Origin of the sequence: Moraxella ovis (assembly GCF_900453105.1) — a bacterium.
GTDB lineage: Bacteria > Pseudomonadota > Gammaproteobacteria > Pseudomonadales > Moraxellaceae > Moraxella > Moraxella ovis.
Genome location: NZ_UGPW01000001.1, coordinates 537,727 through 557,094, shown reverse-complemented (window position 1 = coordinate 557,094; position 19,368 = coordinate 537,727). Strand labels below are relative to the sequence as shown.

22 protein-coding genes and 1 pseudogene are annotated in these 19,368 nt (G+C 46.3%); 11 read left to right on the top strand and 12 right to left on the bottom strand.

What is annotated here, in order from left to right; genetic code table 11:
• Positions 1-26: 26 nt before the first annotated feature.
• Genes rpoH through DYD54_RS02820 form a run of 4 tightly spaced genes read left to right on the top strand, consistent with a single transcriptional unit; the run spans position 27 to position 2,403 of the window.
• The gene (rpoH, locus tag DYD54_RS02835) at positions 27-884 is read left to right on the top strand and encodes an RNA polymerase sigma factor RpoH (RefSeq protein WP_218563669.1); all 858 of its coding nucleotides are present in this window, start codon (positions 27-29) and stop codon (positions 882-884) included.
• A gap of 24 nt (positions 885-908) precedes the next feature.
• Entirely contained in the window at positions 909-1,271 is a 363-nt protein-coding gene (locus DYD54_RS02830; RefSeq protein WP_046696225.1) for a DUF423 domain-containing protein, read from the top strand.
• A gap of 58 nt (positions 1,272-1,329) precedes the next feature.
• Complete coding sequence (gene thiS / locus DYD54_RS02825) at positions 1,330-1,530, top strand: sulfur carrier protein ThiS (RefSeq protein WP_046696224.1); 201 nt, start codon at positions 1,330-1,332, stop codon at positions 1,528-1,530.
• Positions 1,531-1,554: 24 nt separating this feature from the next.
• Positions 1,555-2,403, top strand: coding sequence for a carbon-nitrogen hydrolase family protein (locus tag DYD54_RS02820; protein WP_063513662.1), 849 nt, complete (start codon positions 1,555-1,557; stop codon positions 2,401-2,403).
• 63 nt (positions 2,404-2,466) lie between these two features.
• Here the strand turns inward: DYD54_RS02820 and DYD54_RS02815 are convergent, their stop codons facing one another.
• Together DYD54_RS02815 and ccmA are read right to left on the bottom strand one after the other, a co-directional pair.
• Positions 2,467-3,141, bottom strand: a complete 675-nt coding sequence (locus DYD54_RS02815) for a heme exporter protein CcmB (protein WP_063513661.1) — start codon at positions 3,139-3,141, stop codon at positions 2,467-2,469.
• Entirely contained in the window at positions 3,138-3,761 is a 624-nt protein-coding gene (ccmA, locus tag DYD54_RS02810; protein WP_063513660.1) for a heme ABC exporter ATP-binding protein CcmA, read from the bottom strand. The genes DYD54_RS02815 and ccmA overlap by 4 nt, the downstream gene beginning before the upstream one ends.
• Before the next feature lie 145 nt (positions 3,762-3,906).
• Here ccmA and DYD54_RS02805 point away from each other — a divergent pair, with 145 nt between their 5' ends.
• Both DYD54_RS02805 and DYD54_RS02800 read left to right on the top strand, forming a co-directional pair.
• Positions 3,907-4,521: a type III secretion system chaperone family protein gene (locus DYD54_RS02805; protein ID WP_167541384.1), complete on the top strand. Its 615-nt coding sequence runs from the start codon at positions 3,907-3,909 to the stop codon at positions 4,519-4,521.
• 3 nt (positions 4,522-4,524) lie between these two features.
• Positions 4,525-5,421, top strand: a pseudogene (locus tag DYD54_RS02800) (histone deacetylase family protein); the annotation flags it as partial.
• Between the two features lie 107 nt (positions 5,422-5,528).
• Here DYD54_RS02800 and DYD54_RS02795 read toward each other — a convergent pair.
• The 10 genes from DYD54_RS02795 to DYD54_RS02750 form a co-directional block, all read right to left on the bottom strand.
• Complete coding sequence (locus DYD54_RS02795) at positions 5,529-5,969, bottom strand: DNA-methyltransferase (protein ID WP_305887993.1); 441 nt, start codon at positions 5,967-5,969, stop codon at positions 5,529-5,531.
• 2 nt (positions 5,970-5,971) lie between these two features.
• Complete coding sequence (locus DYD54_RS02790; protein WP_084260578.1) at positions 5,972-6,142, bottom strand: DpnD/PcfM family protein; 171 nt, start codon at positions 6,140-6,142, stop codon at positions 5,972-5,974.
• Positions 6,129-6,908 (bottom strand): DpnI domain-containing protein, encoded by a 780-nt coding sequence (locus tag DYD54_RS02785; protein WP_063513658.1) that lies wholly within the window; start codon positions 6,906-6,908, stop codon positions 6,129-6,131. The genes DYD54_RS02790 and DYD54_RS02785 overlap by 14 nt, the downstream gene beginning before the upstream one ends.
• A gap of 162 nt (positions 6,909-7,070) precedes the next feature.
• Complete coding sequence (locus DYD54_RS02780; protein WP_063513657.1) at positions 7,071-7,289, bottom strand: DNA adenine methylase; 219 nt, start codon at positions 7,287-7,289, stop codon at positions 7,071-7,073.
• Positions 7,290-7,361: 72 nt separating this feature from the next.
• Positions 7,362-10,226 carry a valine--tRNA ligase gene (locus DYD54_RS02775; RefSeq protein ID WP_063513656.1) on the bottom strand — a complete coding sequence of 955 codons (2,865 nt, stop codon included), beginning with the start codon at positions 10,224-10,226 and terminating at the stop codon, positions 7,362-7,364.
• A 119-nt stretch (positions 10,227-10,345) separates the two neighbouring features.
• A complete protein-coding gene (locus DYD54_RS02770) occupies positions 10,346-10,816 on the bottom strand; it encodes a YbjQ family protein (RefSeq protein WP_084260577.1) in 471 nt (156 codons plus the stop codon).
• Positions 10,817-10,824: 8 nt separating this feature from the next.
• On the bottom strand, positions 10,825-11,181 hold the full coding sequence (locus DYD54_RS02765; protein ID WP_046696216.1) for a YbjQ family protein: 357 nt from the start codon (positions 11,179-11,181) through the stop codon (positions 10,825-10,827).
• A 104-nt stretch (positions 11,182-11,285) separates the two neighbouring features.
• Complete coding sequence (locus tag DYD54_RS02760) at positions 11,286-11,807, bottom strand: UPF0149 family protein (RefSeq protein WP_063513655.1); 522 nt, start codon at positions 11,805-11,807, stop codon at positions 11,286-11,288.
• A gap of 94 nt (positions 11,808-11,901) precedes the next feature.
• Positions 11,902-12,120 carry a PA3496 family putative envelope integrity protein gene (locus DYD54_RS02755; RefSeq protein WP_063513654.1) on the bottom strand — a complete coding sequence of 73 codons (219 nt, stop codon included), beginning with the start codon at positions 12,118-12,120 and terminating at the stop codon, positions 11,902-11,904.
• A gap of 195 nt (positions 12,121-12,315) precedes the next feature.
• Complete coding sequence (locus DYD54_RS02750) at positions 12,316-13,572, bottom strand: hypothetical protein (RefSeq protein WP_063513653.1); 1,257 nt, start codon at positions 13,570-13,572, stop codon at positions 12,316-12,318.
• A gap of 275 nt (positions 13,573-13,847) precedes the next feature.
• Between DYD54_RS02750 and serB the strand changes: the two genes are divergently transcribed.
• The 5 genes from serB (at position 13,848) to hemJ (ending at position 19,132) form a co-directional block, all read left to right on the top strand.
• Entirely contained in the window at positions 13,848-14,951 is a 1,104-nt protein-coding gene (gene serB / locus DYD54_RS02745) for a phosphoserine phosphatase SerB (protein ID WP_063513652.1), read from the top strand.
• Positions 14,952-15,063: 112 nt separating this feature from the next.
• Positions 15,064-15,564 carry a hypothetical protein gene (locus DYD54_RS02740; RefSeq protein WP_063513651.1) on the top strand — a complete coding sequence of 167 codons (501 nt, stop codon included), beginning with the start codon at positions 15,064-15,066 and terminating at the stop codon, positions 15,562-15,564.
• 99 nt (positions 15,565-15,663) lie between these two features.
• Entirely contained in the window at positions 15,664-16,719 is a 1,056-nt protein-coding gene (gene bioB, locus DYD54_RS02735; RefSeq protein WP_063513650.1) for a biotin synthase BioB, read from the top strand.
• Positions 16,720-16,812: 93 nt separating this feature from the next.
• Positions 16,813-18,639 carry an autotransporter domain-containing protein gene (locus DYD54_RS02730; protein WP_063513649.1) on the top strand — a complete coding sequence of 609 codons (1,827 nt, stop codon included), beginning with the start codon at positions 16,813-16,815 and terminating at the stop codon, positions 18,637-18,639.
• 67 nt (positions 18,640-18,706) lie between these two features.
• Positions 18,707-19,132 carry a protoporphyrinogen oxidase HemJ gene (gene hemJ, locus DYD54_RS02725; protein ID WP_063513648.1) on the top strand — a complete coding sequence of 142 codons (426 nt, stop codon included), beginning with the start codon at positions 18,707-18,709 and terminating at the stop codon, positions 19,130-19,132.
• The last annotated feature ends 236 nt before the right edge of the window (positions 19,133-19,368 follow it).

The window sequence follows — 19,368 nt, the reverse complement described above, 5'->3', positions numbered from 1 at the left end:
TTGCAACGCGTGACCTCGTGCCTGCCATGCCCACGCATCTGGCAGCCCCTGGGGTTAATTTGGGCGCTTATATCAATACCGTGCATCAGATTCCCATCTTAACTCCTGAAGAAGAAAAACAACTCGCCGAACGTTATTATCATGATGGCGATGTTGAGGCGGCTCGCCTGCTGGTCATGAGCCACTTACGATTTGTCATCCATATCGCGCGCAGTTATTCAGGTTATGGACTGTCACAAGCCGATCTAATCCAAGAAGGCAACCTAGGTCTGATGAAAGCGGTTAAGCGCTTCGACCCAAGCAAAGGCGTGCGCTTAGTGAGCTTTGCTGTGCATTGGATTAAGGCGGAAATTCACGAATTCGTCATCAAAAACTGGCGTATCGTCAAAGTCGCAACCACCAAAGCGCACCGTAAGCTATTCTTCAACCTAAGAAGCCTTAAAAAATCAAGCAATCAGCTCACTCTAGAAGAAGCAGGAGCTATCGCACATGATCTCAATGTCACCGTCAAGCAAGTGCTAGAAATGGAGAGCCGCTTGACGAGCTACGATGCTTCCTTTGAGATGCAGGATTCTGATGAAGACGAAGGTCGTTACGCGCCGCAGCTGTTCTTAGAAGATGCCGCCGTCGACCCTGCCGACGTGGTTGAAGAGACGGACTGGGAAGAGAACACCACCAGCGCGCTAAAAGAAGCAATGGATGAGCTGGACGAGCGTTCACGCGACATCATCACACAGCGCTGGCTCGCCGATCAAAAATCCACCCTGCATGATCTGGCTGCAGTCTATAATATCTCTGCTGAACGCGTCCGACAGATCGAAAAGAACGCCATGGATAAGATTCGTGACGCGATGACGCTAGACAGCTCAATGCTGAACAATTGATGACTGATCCGGGGCAAATGATTCATGACTTGGTTAAAAATTTCCGCCTTAAATCTCGCCATCGGTGTCGGTCTTGGTGCTTTCGGTGCGCATGGATTGCAAGGCTTTGCAGGCGCTTATGAGCTTGAAATTTGGGATACGGCCACACTTTATCTATTTATCCATGCGCTTGGATTGCTTGCCATTGGCGTGCTTAATGCGGTTAGTCAATACCGCATCACGCTGCCTGCTTATCTTATTCAAGCAGGTATTGTGATCTTCAGCGGTACGCTATATGCCATGGCTCTTGGCGCACCCAAATGGCTTGGTATGATCACGCCGATTGGCGGGACACTCATGATCTTTGGCTGGTTGGTTTTGGTCTTTGGCACATTTGTAAAGGTGTAAACCACCACAAAATCAAAAGTCATCAAATAATCAAAAATCCATATTACAACCTAATTATATGTTAAACATCACCCTAAATGGCGACGCCATCAGCACCGATCAGAGCAATGTGCTTGCCCTGCTAGAGAGTCTTGAACTCACTCAAGGCAGATTCGCCGTAGAAATCGATGGCAATCTGGTTCCAAAATCACGCCTCGCCGACACACCCATCACCCAAGGCATGAACATTGAAGTTGTTCAAGCTGTCGGTGGTGGCTAATTCCTGATTAAGAAAAATACCACCATGAGCATAAGAATCGCAGCCATCCAGCTAAACAGCCAAACCGACATCAATGCCAATCTTGACATCATCACGCGTGCGGTCGCAGAGACAGCCTCTCTTGCTGACATCATTGTCCTGCCAGAGAATATGTGCGTCATGGGGCGACAAGGCGAACTGGCAGCGCGATTCGATGAGGTCAGTCGCCACCTGTCAGAGCTTGCCAAATCACATGGCGTGCACATCGTGGCAGGCACACTACCATGCGCCACACGCGCAGATGGTACAACTGTCCCACAGGGTAAATACCGCCAAACCAGCCTAGTGTTCAGCCCATCAGGCGAGCAAATCGCCCGCTATGATAAGATTCATCTATTTCGCGCGACGGTCAATGACAGCACAGGCAGCTATGATGAAGGCAAGACCTTCGAGGCAGGTGATCAACTTGTGGTGACACCACTGTATATTCATGGGCAGACCATACAGCTTGGGATGATGATCTGCTTTGATGTTCGCTTCCCTGCGATGGCTCAGCGTCTAAGACAGATGGGCGCAGACATCATCACCGTACCGGCCGCCTTTACCCATAAGACAGGCGAAGCGCATTGGCAGCTTCTGCTACAAGCGCGCGCCCTAGACAGTCAATGCATGATGATCGGCAGCACCCAAGGCGGCACGCATCACATTGGTGGTAACACTCGTCAGACTTGGGGTCACGCACTCATAGCCAACGCACATGGCAAGGTGATCGCTGATACACAGATGAGTGACATTCAAGGCGATTATTTGGCTGTCTTTGCGACATTTGATAAAGACGAGCAAACCAAAATCCGCCAAAGCATGCCCATTTTTGACTGTCATCGACTGGCTTAGATACAAACAAAAAAACCGCTCGGAAGCTGAGCGGTTTTTTTTGTTTGGCATATACATAATTGATCAGCTCGACCAAGCTATCTTTAGAATCTGCGCCACCACCCACGGCGTAACGATCACAGCGATGATGCTCATGGCGCCCAGTAGCGCCAACGTCGGTAAGCCATTAAGCCCTGTTGCGTATAGATCCACCGCCCCTGTGGCAAAGATCAGCACAGGCAGCTGCATGGGCAGTGCAATGAGCGGCACCATCACCGCGCCATTCTTCAAAGACAGCACCAAGCTGCTTGCGATCGCAGACAGCATGAGCATGAGCGGCGAACCCACAATGATCGACAGCATGAGCATGAGCGTCTCATCAAAAGGCATGTTAAATAATGGATTGGCCAAAAGTGACAAGAACGCCAAAAAGCCTGCACTAAACAGCCAATGCACCAATAATCGTGCAAACACCCATACCGACAAAGGTGAACCCGACACCACCATCTGCGCGAATGTACCATTCTCCATGTCCGCCTTAAATAAATCATCCACACCCATCACCAAGGATAACAGCGCGGCGATCCACACGGCTGACGTGGCAAGGCGCAATAACAGCGCAGACTCACTGCCCACCGCCAACGGAAACAGCGTAATGATAATCAAAAAAATCATCAAAGGGAACAGCCACTGAACCGCGCCTTGACGCTTGATGCGCCATTCACGAAGCAGCATTGAGCCAAAGGCATTTTTCATCATAATGCGAACTCCGCCAGATCCAGCACGCCTGTCTTTAAGCCGATGGCTTGATGGCTAGTCATCAGCACCGCACCGCCTTGATCCGCAAAATCTCTGATACGATTCTCAATCTGTGCCACCATCTGCACATCAAGCGCCGTCAGCGGCTCATCAAGCAGCCAAAATGGCGACTCGTCAGGCGACAGCACGAACAGTCGTGACAGCCCCACACGGCGCATCTGCCCTGCTGATAGCTGCACACTAGAGATGTCGTTCAGCCCATACAGTCCCACTTGCTCCAGCGCATAATCAATCACATCGCGATGCGCATCTACGCCATACAGCGACAATAAGAACGCCAAATTCTGCGCCACCGTCAGACTGCCACTAATGCCCAGCTGATGCGACACATACACAGGATGTATGTCGCCTCGATGATAAACAACCCTGCCCGACACCATCGGCAAAAGCCCTGCAATCTGAGATAACAGCGTCGTCTTGCCCAAGCCATTTTCACCAATCAAATGGCAAATATCGCCCGCTTCCAAGGTTAGATTCACCCCTTGGCACAGCACAAATTCACCGCGCTGCACATCCACATCATCCAAGGTTAAGATGGGCGATTTATCAAAAGCCGTCATAGCACACATCAGTTAAAAAATATGGCTAATGATACCAAAAATCCGTCCCAAGCAAAACCCAATTTTCAATAAGTTTGGTGATTTGCTTTGCATAATCTCTCCCTTTGGGCTACAATTTAACAATAAAATCAAGCATCAAATCATCATGAAAATCTTAGACAAATTAAAACAATTACTCCAAAAATCCGATACTCCAGCCAAGCCAGAGCCCAGCGAAGATGCACACCGTCACGCAGTCAGTACGCGCATCATGGCGTGGCTCGATAAGCAAGGTTGGAAATACGAACATCGTACACCCGAAGAAGATGCCGAGATGCGCACGCACCACATGATTTTAAGTTTCACGGACAATCAATCGGACTGGACGTGTGTGTTCCGCGTCAATGAGAATAATCAACTGGTTGCCATCTTTGGCGTGCTGACCGAGACCGTGCCGCCAAGCCACTACGCTTCCATATTAATGAAAATCGCCCGCGCCAATCTTAACATCGCCTTTGGCAGCATTGAATTAGACCCTTTTGATGGCGAGGTGCGCGTAAAGATGTCAATCGATGCCGAATTTAGCACCCTTAGTGATAAGGCGCTCGGCTGCTACCTACAAGGCGTGGCAGGGCTGACCGAGATCGCACAGCGACTATTCGATGACGCGATGGCGGAGAGCGAACCCAGCCCCATCATTCACGACTACCTCAATGATTATAACGACCTACCCCAAGAGTCGGACAGTGGATTTTTTACGCCCACCCACACCGCGCAATAAGCCATGCTAAAAATCGCCCATTCGCCCCTATTTTGCCATAGTGTGCCAGCGTCCCACCGCTTTCCTATGGCAAAATACGACCTAATTCCCCAAAAACTGCTCCAAGAAGGCGTTATCACGCCTGATAACCTATTTCACCCCCAACTCTTGTCCGAGCAAGAAATCCTAACGACCCACACCGCCGACTATTGGCAAAAATTAAAAACAGGTACGCTAACCGAAAAAGAAATTCGCAAAATCGGTCTGCCCATGTCGGGAGAACTTGTCAAACGAGAACGCTACATCACACACGCCACCTATGAATGTGCCTTATACGCCAAAGAATACGGCATATCCCTGTCCACATCAGGCGGAACACATCACGGATTTGCAGGGCATGGCGAGGGCTTTTGTGTGTTTAATGACGTGTGCGTGGCAAGCAACCTGCTCTTGACACGAGGGCAAGCCAAACGCATTTTGAGCGTGGATTTGGACGTACATCAGGGCAATGGCAATGCGTCTATCATGGCGGACAATCCTGATGTTTTTGTATTTAGTATGCACGGCAAAAAGAACTACCCCTTTATCAAACCTCCGTCCGACCTAGACATCGAGCTTGATGACGGCACGGGCGATGATGAGTATTTGGGCGTGCTTGCCGATACATTACCCAGAGTGATTGATGAGTTTTGTCCTGATTTCATCTTTTATCAGGCGGGTGTGGACGTGCTTGCCACCGATAAGCTCGGTAAGCTGTCGCTGTCCATGCAAGGCTGTCATGAGCGTGATGAAATGGTGCTAAGTGTCGCCCACCGCTACGGCATACCTGTCGCTGTCGTCATGGGCGGGGGCTATTCGGACAATGTAGATACGGTGGCAGAGGGGCATTGTGGGGTGTTTAGGGTGGCGAGGGGGATTGTTGGGGGGTTAATCCGTCAAATTATTGACATACATAGCGTAAAAAATACTTGTATTAACGTACACTACAAGTCTCCTTGATTGCCATTTCTATGGCTTTTCTTCTATGGTTAAATCACACTGATTTGTTCACGAATTTTTTGTTTAAATTCATATTTTGATTCAAGTGTCATTGCTTGATAACGCCTTTTTGATAGTTCCAAAAATTCCAATTCTTGTTCAATGCCGACATATTTCCTATCAAGCAATATTGACGCAATACCTGTTGTACCAGAACCTGAGAATGGATCTAAAATCAAATCGCCTTTTTGGGTAGATGATAATATAATACGAGATAAAAGCCCAAGTGGTTTTTGAGTAGGGTGTTTACCCTGTGTCTTTTCCCAACTGCCCACCGCAGGCAATCGCCATATGTCTTTTTGTTGTTTGTCGCCATTTAATTTTTTCATCAAATCATGGTTAAAATAATGTGGTATCTTAGAATGTTTTCTTGCCCAAATTATCCATTCACTTGAATAGGTAAAATAACGGCAAGAGAAATACGAAGTAATTTTTAATCAGAAACATCATCAAATTCCACCAAAACAAAATCACCCCAATCCAGTACAATATCTTCATTTTGATAGGATTCTTGTACGATACGAATGGCTTCATCAATGTTACTTGCTTGAACCTCAATAATTTTTGATAAAGTCTCTTGAAGTTGTATTTTATAGGTTTGCATATTTTACCTTTTTATATCGACCACGGGCAACGAATTCAATCAATCCTTTATCTCTTAAAATTTGCAACTGCTGTCTAATTTTATCTTTAATAAAGTTGTTGTTTGGGTATTTTATTTTTAATATCTCTTCAAAATCATAAATATCTTTTAGGTTAAAAGTATCTTTTGAAATACTATCTATACACATCATTATGTCCAATATCCAACCTCTTGACTCTATATTCTTAGTGCGAATAAATAAGGTATTATTAAAATGTTCTTGCACCAAATTTTGATTAATTATTTGAGAATTTTTGACCAAAAAAATTTTACCAAAATCAACAACATTGGATATATCAATATTGCATCCAACCCAGCCTGCACGCCTTGCATTGGGCGACAAAGGCTTTCTTTTGATAATAATACTTGGAGTAAAAAATTGTTTTGGTATAATCAAAAAATCATTAACTCGCCACTGTTTATCATAAGTTAAGAAGAAAAAGTTTGGGCTGTTATTAGCGTTGATACGCTCTATCATCGTTGTATAAGCACCGTCTGTTATCACATTGGGCAAACGACCATTTTTACTTTTTAACTCAAATTCTTCGAGGCAATTTTGACAGTAAAAATCAGCAACAGGTCGATTGTTTTCAAATTCAGATAATGGCAGATTTCCGCATTTGGGACAATATGAGTTATTCAACACCCAATTTTCAGTTAAAACTCTTGCAATTTGAGCCTTACTACTGTATTCATTTGCTAAGTTTTTATCAAAATATAAATTCATCGTCTTTTATATGCCCTATACTCTCTTTATCTTTTTATAGTATCTACCCATATCCAATCTAATTGAATGTCATTTAACAAACATCACAATCCACTTAGATTAAAATGACAGCCAAATAAAAATAATAAACCCAATACTTTGTTTATCTTTTAAAGATTAGAGCTAATGTGGGTAAACATTGATTAAATCGGCATTGTAATCATTGATGATAAGCTGTTTTAGATGTGGCAAATCGGACAATGCCCATAAGGACACCGCCCCACCACCAACAAAAAGCTCTACCAAACAAAAATCTTGTGAGTGGACAAAATCAGGCAAGCGTTTTTGAATTTCATCAAGCAAAGAATTCTTACCGCCCGCCCATTTTATAAAAGGTTTCATTTATTTTTTTCATCATTAATTGGTATATTAGGCAAATAGATTATAAAAATAATCTATTTGCTGTTATTAGAATTACAGGCTTTGCAACTGCCCCACCTGCTTCTCAATCTCCCCAATCTGCCCTTCTAGCTCAGCAAGCTTAGCTTTCTCCGCTTCTACCACTTGGGCAGGCGCTTTGGCGACAAAGCCTTCGTTGGATAGCTTTTTGGTGATGCCATCTGCTTGGGCTTGGAGTTTTTCACGCACTTTATTTAGACGGTTCAGCTCAGCCGTTGGATCAATCAAACCCTTCATCGGCACCAATACTTTTAATGATCCGATCAGCGCCTGTGATGATAATGGCACGTCTTTATCACTACCAACAATGGTTAGGCTCTCAACTTTTGCCAATGCCTTGAACTGACTTTCGATGCGAAGCAGACTTGCTTTTTGATCATCTGTTACGCCTTGAAGTAGCACCGGTAGGCGCACTGCATTACCCAGTTTCATCTCACCGCGGATGTTTCGCACCGCGCCGATTAGGCTTTGTAGCCACGCCATGTCACTCTCGGCTTGATCGTTGATGCGCTGGGTATTCGCCACAGGGAATGATGCCAGCATGATGCTATCGCCTGCCTTAGCAAGTCCTAGCATCGGTGCGATGATCTGCCAAATCTCCTCAGTGATGAATGGCATGATCGGATGCGCCAGACGCAGCGCCGTCTCTAATATGGCAAGTAGCACACGGCGAATCTCCGCCTTACGCTCATCCGATACAGTCTCATCATTCAGCACAGGCTTAGTAAGCTCCACATACCAATCACAGTACTCATTCCAGATGAAGTCATAAATCGCTTGTGACGCCAAGTCTAGACGATACGTCTCAAATGCTGTCTGAACTGCTTGTTCGCATTTTTGAAGGCGGCTGACGATCCATTGCTCAGGCAGCTCCCACAGGTCAGGATTAGCATTTGATGCGATGGTCTTGCCTTCGACATTCATCAATACGAAACGGCTGGCGTTCCAAATTTTATTACAAAAATTACGATAACCTTCAATGCGTTTTAGGTCAAAGTTAATGTCGCGGCCTGTGCTCGCTAGGCTTGCAAAGGTGAAACGAAGAGCATCCGTACCGTGTGCCGCGATGCCTTCGGGGAACTCTTTACGAGTTGCTTTTTCGATTTTGGCGGCATCTTTTGGGTTCATCAGCCCCGTGGTGCGTTTGGCGACCAGACTTTCTAGGTCAATGCCGTCAATCAGGTCAATCGGATCTAATACGTTACCTTTAGATTTTGACATTTTTTGACCTTGGGCATCACGCACAAGCCCATGCACATAGACAGTCTTAAATGGAATTTGCGGTGTGCCGTCTGCATTCTTGACAAAATGCATGGTCAGCATGATCATGCGCGCCACCCAGAAGAAGATGATGTCAAAGCCTGTCACCAATACGCTCGTTGGGTGGAAGGTTGATAATACACGACCATCGTCATTAGGATTACCCCAATCCAATGTACTAAACGTCCATAGCCCTGAGCTAAACCAAGTATCCAACACATCCTCATCTTGGCGCAAGGTAATGTCTTGGGCTAGGTTATATTTGGCGCGAACTTCAGCTTCGTTATGTGCCACATAGACGTTACCCGCATCATCATACCATGCAGGAATGCGATGCCCCCACCACAGCTGGCGGCTGATGCACCAGTCTTGAATGTCGCGCATCCAAGCCATGTACATATTGGTATATTGTTCTGGCACAAATTTAATATCGCCATTTTGCACCGCATCTATGGCTGGTTTGGCTAACGCCTCAATTTTGACATACCATTGGTCGGTCAACAGCGGTTCAATCACCGTACCAGAGCGGTCGCCGTAGGGGCGTTTTAAATCGTGCGGTTCTACTCTTTCTAAAAAGCCGTGCATTTCTAGGTCGGCGATGATGTTTTTACGAGCGTCAAAGCGGTCAAGCCCTTGATAAGCAGGCGGACAATTTTCATTCATCGTGCCGTCAAGGTTCATCAGGTTAATAATCTCAATGTTTTGGCGTTCGCCCACCTCATAGTCATTAAAATCGTGAGCAGGGGTAATTTTTACGCACCCCGTACCAAATTCAGGGTCGGGATAAGGGTCAGCCAGCACAGGAATGACACGGTCGGTTAAAGGCACATGCACCATTTTACCCAAAATGTGCGTATATCGGCTATCATCAGGGTGTACTGCCAAACAGCCGTCTGCCAAAATGGTCTCTGGGCGAGTGGTGGCAATGTGCATATACTTGCCGTCAAGGCTTGCTCCATTGGCGTCCGTTTGCCCAGCGACAAAAGGATAGCGAACGTGATACATAAAGCCTTTTTCATCACGATTTTCTACTTCCAAATCACTGATGGCGGTTTTTAATTGACAGTCCCAATTGACAAGGCGTTTTTTACGATAAATCAATCCATCATCGTACAGCTTAACGAACACATCCCGCACCGCATGAGACAGCCCTTCATCCATTGTGAATCGTTCGCGAGACCAGTCCACTGATGAGCCTAGGCGGCGGATTTGGCGCGTGATGTTACCACCCGATTCTTCTTTCCATTCCCAGACTTTTTCTAGGAATTTCTCACGACCTAGATCGTGGCGAGTCACCCCTTCCAAGCCAAGCTTGCGCTCAACAACCATTTGAGTTGCAATACCAGCATGGTCGGTGCCAGGCTGCCAGAGTGTGTTATAGCCTTTCATGCGATGATAACGGGTCAGCGCATCCATGATGGTGTTATTAAAACCATGCCCCATGTGCAACGAGCCTGTTACATTGGGCGGCGGAATGGCGATAGAGAACGATTCTGACTTATCAAAAGTCGGCTTAAAAAACCCCGCCTCCTCCCAAGTCTGATAACGCCCACCCTCAATCTCAGCAGGGTTATAAGCTGCGGATAAATCCGCCAGTGTCTTTTGGTTATGCTCGCTCATACAATACTCTTAAATTTACAAAATAATAAAAACTAAAACCGCTAATTTTACCCTAAAACGGGCGTTTATTGGGGAAATTTTTGATGGATATTTCACGAATGACGATCTATTTTATATGGTTATCGCTTAAACGCCGTACCATAGGCGATCACCTCGATGGCATCGCCCGATGGGTCATTAGCGCCAATATTACTGATCTCCAAACGCACACCCATCACCGCATCATAGCCTGCCATGTGCGCACGCGCTTTCATGCGTACGATCGCTTCACGTCGCCCACGCTCTAACAGCGTCTCATAGGTCGTTAGGTTCTTACCAAAAATACTCAAAAACTGCGCAATCACCATCTTAAATCGGTCTTGAGCAACCACAACATTGCCCACAACCAGCTGACCGCCCTGCTGGCTATTTACCCGATAAAACCGCTCGCTAGAGACGATGATGTCGCGATAAGCCTTCTCATCTTTGTCCAATCTGGCTAAGTGCTTTCGCTCATTTAGCCCGCCAAAAGCCCAACCCACAAAGAATAACAACACCGCCAACACGATGGCGAAGTTATTCATCAATATCGCAATGATGTCATTATCCATGACGGTTCCTACACATCATCGGTTACACTTGGCGTGAATGGCGCATGGCTTCTGGCGACCTTAACCGCGGTGCCATAGACGAACAGTTCGGATGCGCCTGCTGCGATGCTCGACGTGGAGAATCTAACACCCACCACGGCATCAGCGCCGAGTGCACTTGCTTTTTTAATCATGCGATCGATCGCCTCTTCACGGGCTTCTTCTAGCAGCTCTGTATAGGCAACCAGCTCACCGCCGACGATATTTTTTAGGCCTGATAAGAAATCCTTACCAATATGCTTTGAGCGTACGGTGCTGCCATACACGACGTCTAGACGCTCGGTGATGGTGTGATTTGGCAGATATTCCAGGTTTGATAATTGCATAATTACCCTTATGATTGTCCTTGATTTTAATGGATTTTTACCCAAATAAAAAATGGGTCAATGCGACCCATTTTACTGATAAATGACCATAAATACAATCAAAATCAATCATCTGTATGGAACAACAAGAACAGCTCTGTGATGTTGTCTTCTAGTGAATTAGCCATCTGCGCCAACGTCTCTTCATCGCGCATCTCATCCATCTCAGGATCGATGCCTGACAGTAACACCATCGGCAGAGTGAGCATCGCCACATCTTCTTCGGTATTCTCATCATCGAACCAATCAACATTCTCATCTGAATACATAGCATCGACAAAGCCAATCGCCCAAGCCGCCAGATCACCCTCTCCGCTAAAGTCTTCCGCCTCTTCGCTGGCATCGAATGGCAACTCGATTGGCTCTTCGGCTTTTAAGGTGTCGTACAGTTCTTGTTGCCATGCTTGTAGTGCGTCTTTTACTTCGCTTGACACTTGAGCGTCCGCACCTTCAAAAAATGCCGAGATCCAATTTGGTAGCGGCTTACCCACCACCGTCGCAGTCAAAAATCCATGCGCTGCGATCGGATCAAGACCAAGTTGGTTGGCGTCTGATGCCAAATAATCAAACAATTCTTGCTTGTTCATAGTACTCTCTTATGGGTTGGGAATTTGTTATAAATAAGGCTCATACCTACACATCGATACAAGCCCATTATTACCATCAATTCTGACAAGATAATTACAAATCGTCAAAATCATCATCGTCATCTAAATCAAATTCAGCAAAGTCATCTTCTTGTTCAAGTGCCAACTGAAGCTTCTTTAGACGCTGCTGCTCTAATAGCGCATCAATCTTTAAACGCTTTTCCAAAGGCTTGGCTTTCGTCTCGTCCACCAGCTGCGTATCGGCATCTTCTTCAAAGCTGTCATCATCAAAATCATCATCAATGTCGCTCATCATGACTCCTTATGTGCGTTTTTGGTTCATCGGGCGATCGGCTAAGCTTGGATTAAAATACTTTACCGACTACTCAATGCCTTATATCTGTTATTTCAAAAATTGTCAAGAATTTTTGCACATTTTTATGACAAAAATGTGATAAATCTTAAAACAAATCCCGCACCTTAGTCACGTTAAGCGACATGCAGACGACTAATCTTCAAGCAATACTTTATCACGCACGCTGCGTAGGCGTTCAGCAGTCGCTTTTGTGACACTTGCCAGAGCACGGCTTTCACGCTCTTGGATGGACATTGGGTTTTCCAGGCGAACAAGTTCGGCGCAGATTTTGATCTCATCTTGAGCTTTATCGTCAATTAGAATCAGCGGCGCTTCACGGCGTTTCTTGGCTAGATCCACCACCGAATCAGCGCGGTGTGCATCACTGACCGTGGTACGAATCTGCCAAGTGAATCGCTTAATCTCACGGTGCTTGTCATACACCACTTGGTTAAGCATGAGCATAAGCTTAGATAAGAACACAGCAGCGGTCGCAGTCTTAGCAGGTGATACACCTCGGAGGGCAACTTTGGCGCCTTTGTCATCGTAGTACTTAATCACAGAAGCATCGACGCCCGTCAATAATGGCAACTCCAATAAATGCACAATCGCCTTATCAAGTAGCTGATCACACAGCGCAAAATACGCTGCCTTATTATCATGGCTTACGGTCGCAAGCAGCTGATTAGGGTCCTCAAACAGCATCTGTACGATGTAATCTTGGTCGTGCAAGCTTGCCTCAGCGCTTTGAGTAGCAGCTTGGGTGGATTGATCAGGTTTTTGTTCGGTTTTGGCTTTTTCTAGGAATGACTTGATGGGGTTTTGGCTCGAAGCAGGCTCGCTATCTTCATTGTGCTGTGGTGCTTGATATAAGATGCCTTTATCCAATAGATCCATACGAACTTTTTTGGCGATGGCTTCTTTTAGCTCTTGGGTTGGACGCGCCAAATAGCCATAAAGCAGCCACAGCATCGCATGCAATCCTAGAGCGCCAAGCAAGAACAGCCAATGCTTCGAGATGATCTCAGCGCGACTGACATCAGCCGCCTTCACCACGACGCTGCCCAGTGCATCACTGCCAGAGACCACAGATTCACGCAGCATAACTTGGCTGTCATTGTCCGAGCCGACAGGTACGAGCAGCTGATCTTTGGCGTCGTAGATTCCCACGAACGACACTTGAGATTCTTTGACGTATTTATCAGCGACTACACTCATGCTGATGCGGTCATTCGTCGCAAGTGGCACTTTTAGCTCTTGGGCAAGCAAGGCCACCGACTTTTCGGCAACAGCGCGCTGCTCTTCCTTAATCTTGCACTCTTCACTCACCACAAAAAACAGCGTATGCAAGCACAAACTTATCAAAATAATCGCGGCAAATAGTCCTTGCCGTGGCGCTAAAAAAGTCATAAGATCAAAAGCCTAGACCAAAAACTTGGAACAAAAGGAGAAAATTGATTAAAATGATTATTTTAACACGGTTATTGATAAATTAATGCGTTTTTGTGTTGTTTTTCATGGTTTTTTCTATAAAAAATAACCTATTGGCGAGATTTTTGGTGCTTTTTTGGGTGTGTTTTATAAAATTTAACAATTAGGCTTGTATTTCTTGACAGATTTGGGCATGATAGCAGTGATTTTGTAGTATTTTATCTTGAACCATTTATTAAACACTTGGATTTCTCATGAGCATGACTTACGCCCTACCAAAAAGCAGCCAAGCATGGCAAAACGCCCTATCTTCTGTCGCACACGTCTTGCCAGAAGGCATGAGCATTGATAGCACCACATTGGATTCTCTGCCTGTCTTTGCCATCGTAATCATCGCCAAAAATCCACACAACAATGTCGATGAGCTCATGAAAGCATGGACGGACACACAGGCCAATTGGCAAGCGATCGATGTCCATGATGACGAAATCGCCAAACAAAACGCACACATCATCGAAGCTGCCGCGCCGCTTGCTGATGTATCCATTCATCGATACCTGCTGGCACCTACCAAGCGCACTGAGATGAGCGACACCAAACGCGAAGCGGCCGCGCACATCATCGACGAGCAGATCAGTGCGCATTTTCATAGCAAGCTTGGTAATGAAGCGGATGTTCATATTTTATCAATTGGGCAAATGCTGCATAAGCACCGCTTGGCATGCTTTGACATGGATTCAACACTGATCGAACAAGAGGTCATCGTTGAGCTTGCCAGATATTGCGGCGTTGAGGATAAAGTTCTAGACATCACCGAACAAGCGATGCGCGGCGAGATTGACTTTGCGACCAGCTTTGCGCGCCGCGTTGCTCTGTTAGAAGGTGTGAACGCCTCTGTCGTCGATGAGATTATCGCCAATCACATCACTTTCTCATCGGGTGCACATGCCACCATCCGCGCCCTAAAAGCCATCGGTTATCACACGGTGTTAATCTCAGGCGGATTTGTACCATTCGCCAAATATGTTGCCGAGACGCTTGGCATGGATGAATATCATGCCAATGCCTTGTCCATCTTAGATGGTCAGCTGACAGGTCAAGTCGATGACAACATTATCGATGGCGATAAGAAAGCTGCCATCGTCGCCAAGACCGCTGAGAAGCTAGGTCTGGGCATGCATCAAGTCGTCTGTGTTGGCGATGGTGCCAACGACCTGCCGATGATGGCGATCAGTGACGTGGGCGTCGCCTACCACGCCAAGCCTATCGTCCGCACCAAGACTGATGCCGCCGTGAACATCACAGGGCTTGAAGGCGTGCTGTACGCGCTGGGACATCGATTTGATGTACGCGGATAATTCACGCTGCCTATCACAGTAAGAATACATCAACACCGATACAAAAGCCCTACTTGATTTTTTAGGGTTTTTGTTAAACTAAGATAAATTTAGCCAGAATAGATTGGATTTTATGTTTACATTGCCTATTTTAGACGTTAAGGCGGATGCGCTAGACGCCCTGCTTGCTGCACTTGGCTTTCGCCTGTCGTCATTGATTAAGAATAACACCAACGAAGCACTGACCGCGCTTGTCAAAGACAAAGACATGTGCATTCAGTTCATCAGCCCGACCGCGGAACGTTATTATGAATTTCGTCAAGGCGGTTTTGCGCACACGCTTGGTAAGACGCAAGACCCCGATCTAACCATTGAATTTCAAGACTCCACCACAGGTGTCAAGCTACTGACCAAAGGTGACATCGCCGCCTTTATGACCGCCATTCAAGATGGCGAAGTTAAGATCACAGGCGATTATAAACTTGTACTGTGGTTTGCAGGTGTTGCCAAGCATGCCGTCAAAATCCCTGAAGAGTATAAAGGCTATATCGATCAAGCCAAGCCATACATCGCGCAGGTCAAGCCTTATGCTGAGCAAGCCATTAGCGCCATTAAGTCCAAGCTGGGCAAATAAGGAGCAATGGCTAAGGCTTGATATTGGTGTAGAATTTGTTAAAATAAGGAACATTTGTTTACTGATAAGCTTGCTTATCTGTTTTTTGATAGGAACATCATGATGACTATACACAGCCCGACCTATAAGAGCAAGGAAGAAATCGCCCGTTTATTTGATTTGCCTTTGATGGATTTGCTGATGCAGGCACAAAACGTCCATCGCCAGCATTTCAATGCCAACGAAGTTCAAATCAGCACCCTATTATCCATCAAGACCGGCAACTGCCCTGAAGACTGTGGCTACTGCTCACAGTCGGGGCATCATCGCGACAAGACAGGTCTAGAAGCCGAAAAACGCCTCGAAATCCAAAAAGTCATCAACGCCGCCAAACGTGCCAGAGCATCAGGCTCATCTCGTTTCTGTATGGGTGCAGCATGGAAACACCCCAGCGCAAAAGACATGCCATATCTGGTTGAATTAATCGGCGAAGTTAAAAACCTGGGGCTTGAGACATGCATGACACTAGGCATGCTAAAGCCCGATCAAGCCAAGACCTTGGCAGATGCAGGACTGGATTATTATAATCACAACTTGGACACTTCGCGTAATTACTACAGTCAAGTCACCTCCACGCGCTCTTATGATGATCGGCTAGAGACGCTAGACCACGTCAGAAATGCAGGCATCAATGTATGTAGTGGCTCGATCGTCGGCATGGGCGAGAGCCGTGAAGATCGCATTGACTGGGTGCATGAACTCACCCAAATGCCTATCCCACCACAGTCCATTCCTGTTAACCTACTGGTACCCATTGAAGGCACGCCCCTTGGTGACAAGGTTCTGGCTGAAGGCAAGTTATCCGTGATTGAATGGATTCGCACGATTGCAGTGACACGCATCTGCTGCCCGACCAGTTATGTGCGTCTGTCAGCAGGTCGTGAGAGCCTGACAGATGGCGAGCAAGCATTGGCATTCATGGCGGGCGCTAACTCGTTCTTTTATGGGGATAAGCTACTCACTACAGGCAACCAATCTCAAGCCAATGACGATCGCTTGATGGCAGAGCTTGGACTACACCCTGAAAAAGCCGCACCACGATTGAAGGTCATCGACGCCATGACAGGCAAAAGTGAATTAGACGACCTACCGCAAGACTGCCCATTATCAGCATAATTCTATTTGTTGATAATTAATAAAGCGCCTGCATTGGATGAATCAAATTAGACTTTGCAGGTATTTTTAAAGGATTAACACAAGGAATCAATCATGCCAAAACATGCTTTAATCAAGCGCTCTGCCATTGCCGCTGCATTAGCATTTTCGTTATACACACCAACCTCGCACGCCAACTACAGTCAGTTGGTTATTTTTGGGGACAGCTTGTCGGATACGGGAAATCTTGCCAGCCAAATTAACGCCAATCCTATACTCTCACCTTTTACAGGAACGCCAGGCAGCTCATTTACCACCAATCCCGATACAACTTGGGCTGGCACCTTGGCAAAATCCTACGGACTAACTGCCAACCCAAATGATAACAAAACTCTAACGGGTACGAATTATGCCGTAGGTGGAGCTAAAGCTGACAAGGATGAAACCACGGCATTTAATATGATTGCCATTCCTTCGGTTCGCCAGCAGATGGATAATTACTTTGCTAATAATCAAAAGGCTGATCCCAATGCACTTTATGCGGTTTGGATCGGCGCTAATGACCTACTGGCAGCAAGCTCAAAACCTACCACGGAAGCATTGGCAAAAATTCAATCCACATCCTTAAGCCAAGCTAATTCTATTAATCGCTTGCATGAAGCAGGCGCAACACAAATTCTAGTACCGAATCTGCCTGACGTCGGCATCACACCTCGAGCTGTTGGGAATCCCAGTATCGCACAGCCAGCAACACTTGCTGCGACCGTTTATAATAGCACTCTTTTCTCACAGCTCAATACCCTAGAAGCTAATGTTATCCCTGCCAACACCTTTGCCCTTCTACAAGAAGCGGTTACCAACAAAGAGAAATTCGGCTTTACCAACGTGAGCGGCGTCGCATGCCAAAATTTAAATAACTTGATTTCATCATTAGGGTGCCTTGAAGGCAATTGGCAAATCACAGAGCCTACTGCCAACGAAACCTATGCCTTTGCCGATGACATCCACCCATCAGGACGCACGCATCGCATTTTGGCCCAGTACTATCAGAACATTATTGATGCGCCGGCACAGATTACCTCCCTACCTGCTCAGCTGATCCGTACAGGCAGCGCCAAGGATCGACAGCTTAATCGCCGTATGGATACTTTGGACTCTCATACACATTCGCTATGGGCAGATATGTCAGGTAGTCAAGATGTTGATCCCATCGTAACGCTCGGCTTCGACAATGCTGGCCAGCATAGAAATACAGGCTTTTATCTCAGCCATCAGGAGCAAGATGACCATCTGGGCAGCACCATGAGCGCAACCACAAAAGCCGTCGGCGCAGGGCTGTATCATCGTCAGAAATTTGGCAATGTGCAACTTAAAGCCAACGTTGGCATTGATCGCCTTAGCATTGATACCAATCGTCATATCGCCTGGGATGGCGCGCCCCGAGCTCATACGAGCGAGACGAACGGCAGACGTACTCATGCAGGATTGCAACTTGGTTATCAGCTGGGCAATTCGGTTACTTATCACCCCTATATCGGTGTGAATGCCCAAAAAGTGCGTGTCGATGACATCACCGAGAACAACCCAAATCTATCGACCGCGATGCGCTTTAACAAACAAACCCAAAAATCCCTACAAGGCGAGCTGGGGCTTAATCTGCAATATTCGCTAAATGACAAAGCCGACCTGTATGGCGGTGTGAGTGTCAGCCGAGAGTTTAACGATGACGAGCGTATCGTTACCGCATCTCTACCCTCTATTCGAGAATATACTCGCGGATTTAACACCATCATTAAGGGCGAAAAAGATACCTACACTCACGCTCATCTGGGCGCCAAGTATGAGTTTGGCAATGCCAATCTAAACGCAAGCATCGCCGCAGATCACATTGATGGTGATACGGATGTTGGCGGTCTGATTGGCATGCAGATGAAGTTTTAATTTTCAATCAGACGATAAAAATAAAAAAGTGGTATAATGCCACTTTTTTATTGGGTGAGATAGCGCCATGTTCGAATACATAAAAGCCTTTCACATCATTGCGATGGTTTGCTGGTTTGCGGGGATTTTTTATCTGCCAAGACTGTTCGTCTATCATGCCATGAGCGATGACAAGATCAGCCAAGAACGCTTCACCATCATGGAGCGTAAATTATATCGCGGCATCATGAACCCTGCGATGATGGCAACATGGATTCTTGGGCTGTCTATGGTCATCATGAATTGGCAAATCTATAAAACCCAAGGCTGGCTACACACCAAGATTACACTCATCATCCTGCTCACCATCTACCACCTGATGTGCGGTCGCTTTCGTCTTCGTCTTGCTGACAATCCCAAACTAAAAACCCACGTCTATTGGCGATGGTTTAACGAGATTCCTGTATTTATCCTGATTGCGGTGGTGATTTTGGTGGTGGTAAAGCCTTTTTAATATTCTAGATGCGAATATAAAAAGCATGTTATCACTGACCGCTTGTCGCCAGCGAAGATCTTGGCATCCAAGATCATAGTTAGTAAAGCCTGCGCTCACTCTAGAATTACCCTAGAAAAGCACAAACCTAAACGCGGTGTCGGGGTCGTTTCATAACAACACCAACACCGCGTTTAGGTATAAACAAGCGATCAGATTAAAGGTTTTACAATACTCTATGGTGATAACATCTCTTT

Bases quoted from the DNA above. Each gene is read 5' to 3' on its own strand.
- DYD54_RS02765 (WP_046696216.1), bottom strand. From the start codon at position 11,181: ATGCAATTATCAAACCTGGAATATCTGCCAAATCACACCATCACCGAG.
- rpoH (WP_218563669.1), top strand. From the start codon at position 27: ATGCCCACGCATCTGGCAGCCCCTGGGGTTAATTTGGGCGCTTATATC.
- DYD54_RS02820 (WP_063513662.1), top strand. From the start codon at position 1,555: ATGAGCATAAGAATCGCAGCCATCCAGCTAAACAGCCAAACCGACATC.
- ccmA (WP_063513660.1), bottom strand. From the start codon at position 3,761: ATGACGGCTTTTGATAAATCGCCCATCTTAACCTTGGATGATGTGGAT.
- hemJ (WP_063513648.1), top strand. From the start codon at position 18,707: ATGTTCGAATACATAAAAGCCTTTCACATCATTGCGATGGTTTGCTGG.
- serB (WP_063513652.1), top strand. From the start codon at position 13,848: ATGAGCATGACTTACGCCCTACCAAAAAGCAGCCAAGCATGGCAAAAC.
- DYD54_RS02790 (WP_084260578.1), bottom strand. From the start codon at position 6,142: ATGCAAACCTATAAAATACAACTTCAAGAGACTTTATCAAAAATTATT.
- DYD54_RS02755 (WP_063513654.1), bottom strand. From the start codon at position 12,120: ATGAGCGACATTGATGATGATTTTGATGATGACAGCTTTGAAGAAGAT.
- DYD54_RS02750 (WP_063513653.1), bottom strand. From the start codon at position 13,572: ATGACTTTTTTAGCGCCACGGCAAGGACTATTTGCCGCGATTATTTTG.
- DYD54_RS02815 (WP_063513661.1), bottom strand. From the start codon at position 3,141: ATGATGAAAAATGCCTTTGGCTCAATGCTGCTTCGTGAATGGCGCATC.
- bioB (WP_063513650.1), top strand. From the start codon at position 15,664: ATGATGACTATACACAGCCCGACCTATAAGAGCAAGGAAGAAATCGCC.
- DYD54_RS02830 (WP_046696225.1), top strand. From the start codon at position 909: ATGACTTGGTTAAAAATTTCCGCCTTAAATCTCGCCATCGGTGTCGGT.
- DYD54_RS02805 (WP_167541384.1), top strand. From the start codon at position 3,907: ATGAAAATCTTAGACAAATTAAAACAATTACTCCAAAAATCCGATACT.
- DYD54_RS02775 (WP_063513656.1), bottom strand. From the start codon at position 10,226: ATGAGCGAGCATAACCAAAAGACACTGGCGGATTTATCCGCAGCTTAT.
- DYD54_RS02770 (WP_084260577.1), bottom strand. From the start codon at position 10,816: ATGGATAATGACATCATTGCGATATTGATGAATAACTTCGCCATCGTG.
- DYD54_RS02740 (WP_063513651.1), top strand. From the start codon at position 15,064: ATGTTTACATTGCCTATTTTAGACGTTAAGGCGGATGCGCTAGACGCC.
- DYD54_RS02780 (WP_063513657.1), bottom strand. From the start codon at position 7,289: ATGAAACCTTTTATAAAATGGGCGGGCGGTAAGAATTCTTTGCTTGAT.
- DYD54_RS02730 (WP_063513649.1), top strand. From the start codon at position 16,813: ATGCCAAAACATGCTTTAATCAAGCGCTCTGCCATTGCCGCTGCATTA.
- DYD54_RS02760 (WP_063513655.1), bottom strand. From the start codon at position 11,807: ATGAACAAGCAAGAATTGTTTGATTATTTGGCATCAGACGCCAACCAA.
- thiS (WP_046696224.1), top strand. From the start codon at position 1,330: ATGTTAAACATCACCCTAAATGGCGACGCCATCAGCACCGATCAGAGC.
- DYD54_RS02785 (WP_063513658.1), bottom strand. From the start codon at position 6,908: ATGAATTTATATTTTGATAAAAACTTAGCAAATGAATACAGTAGTAAG.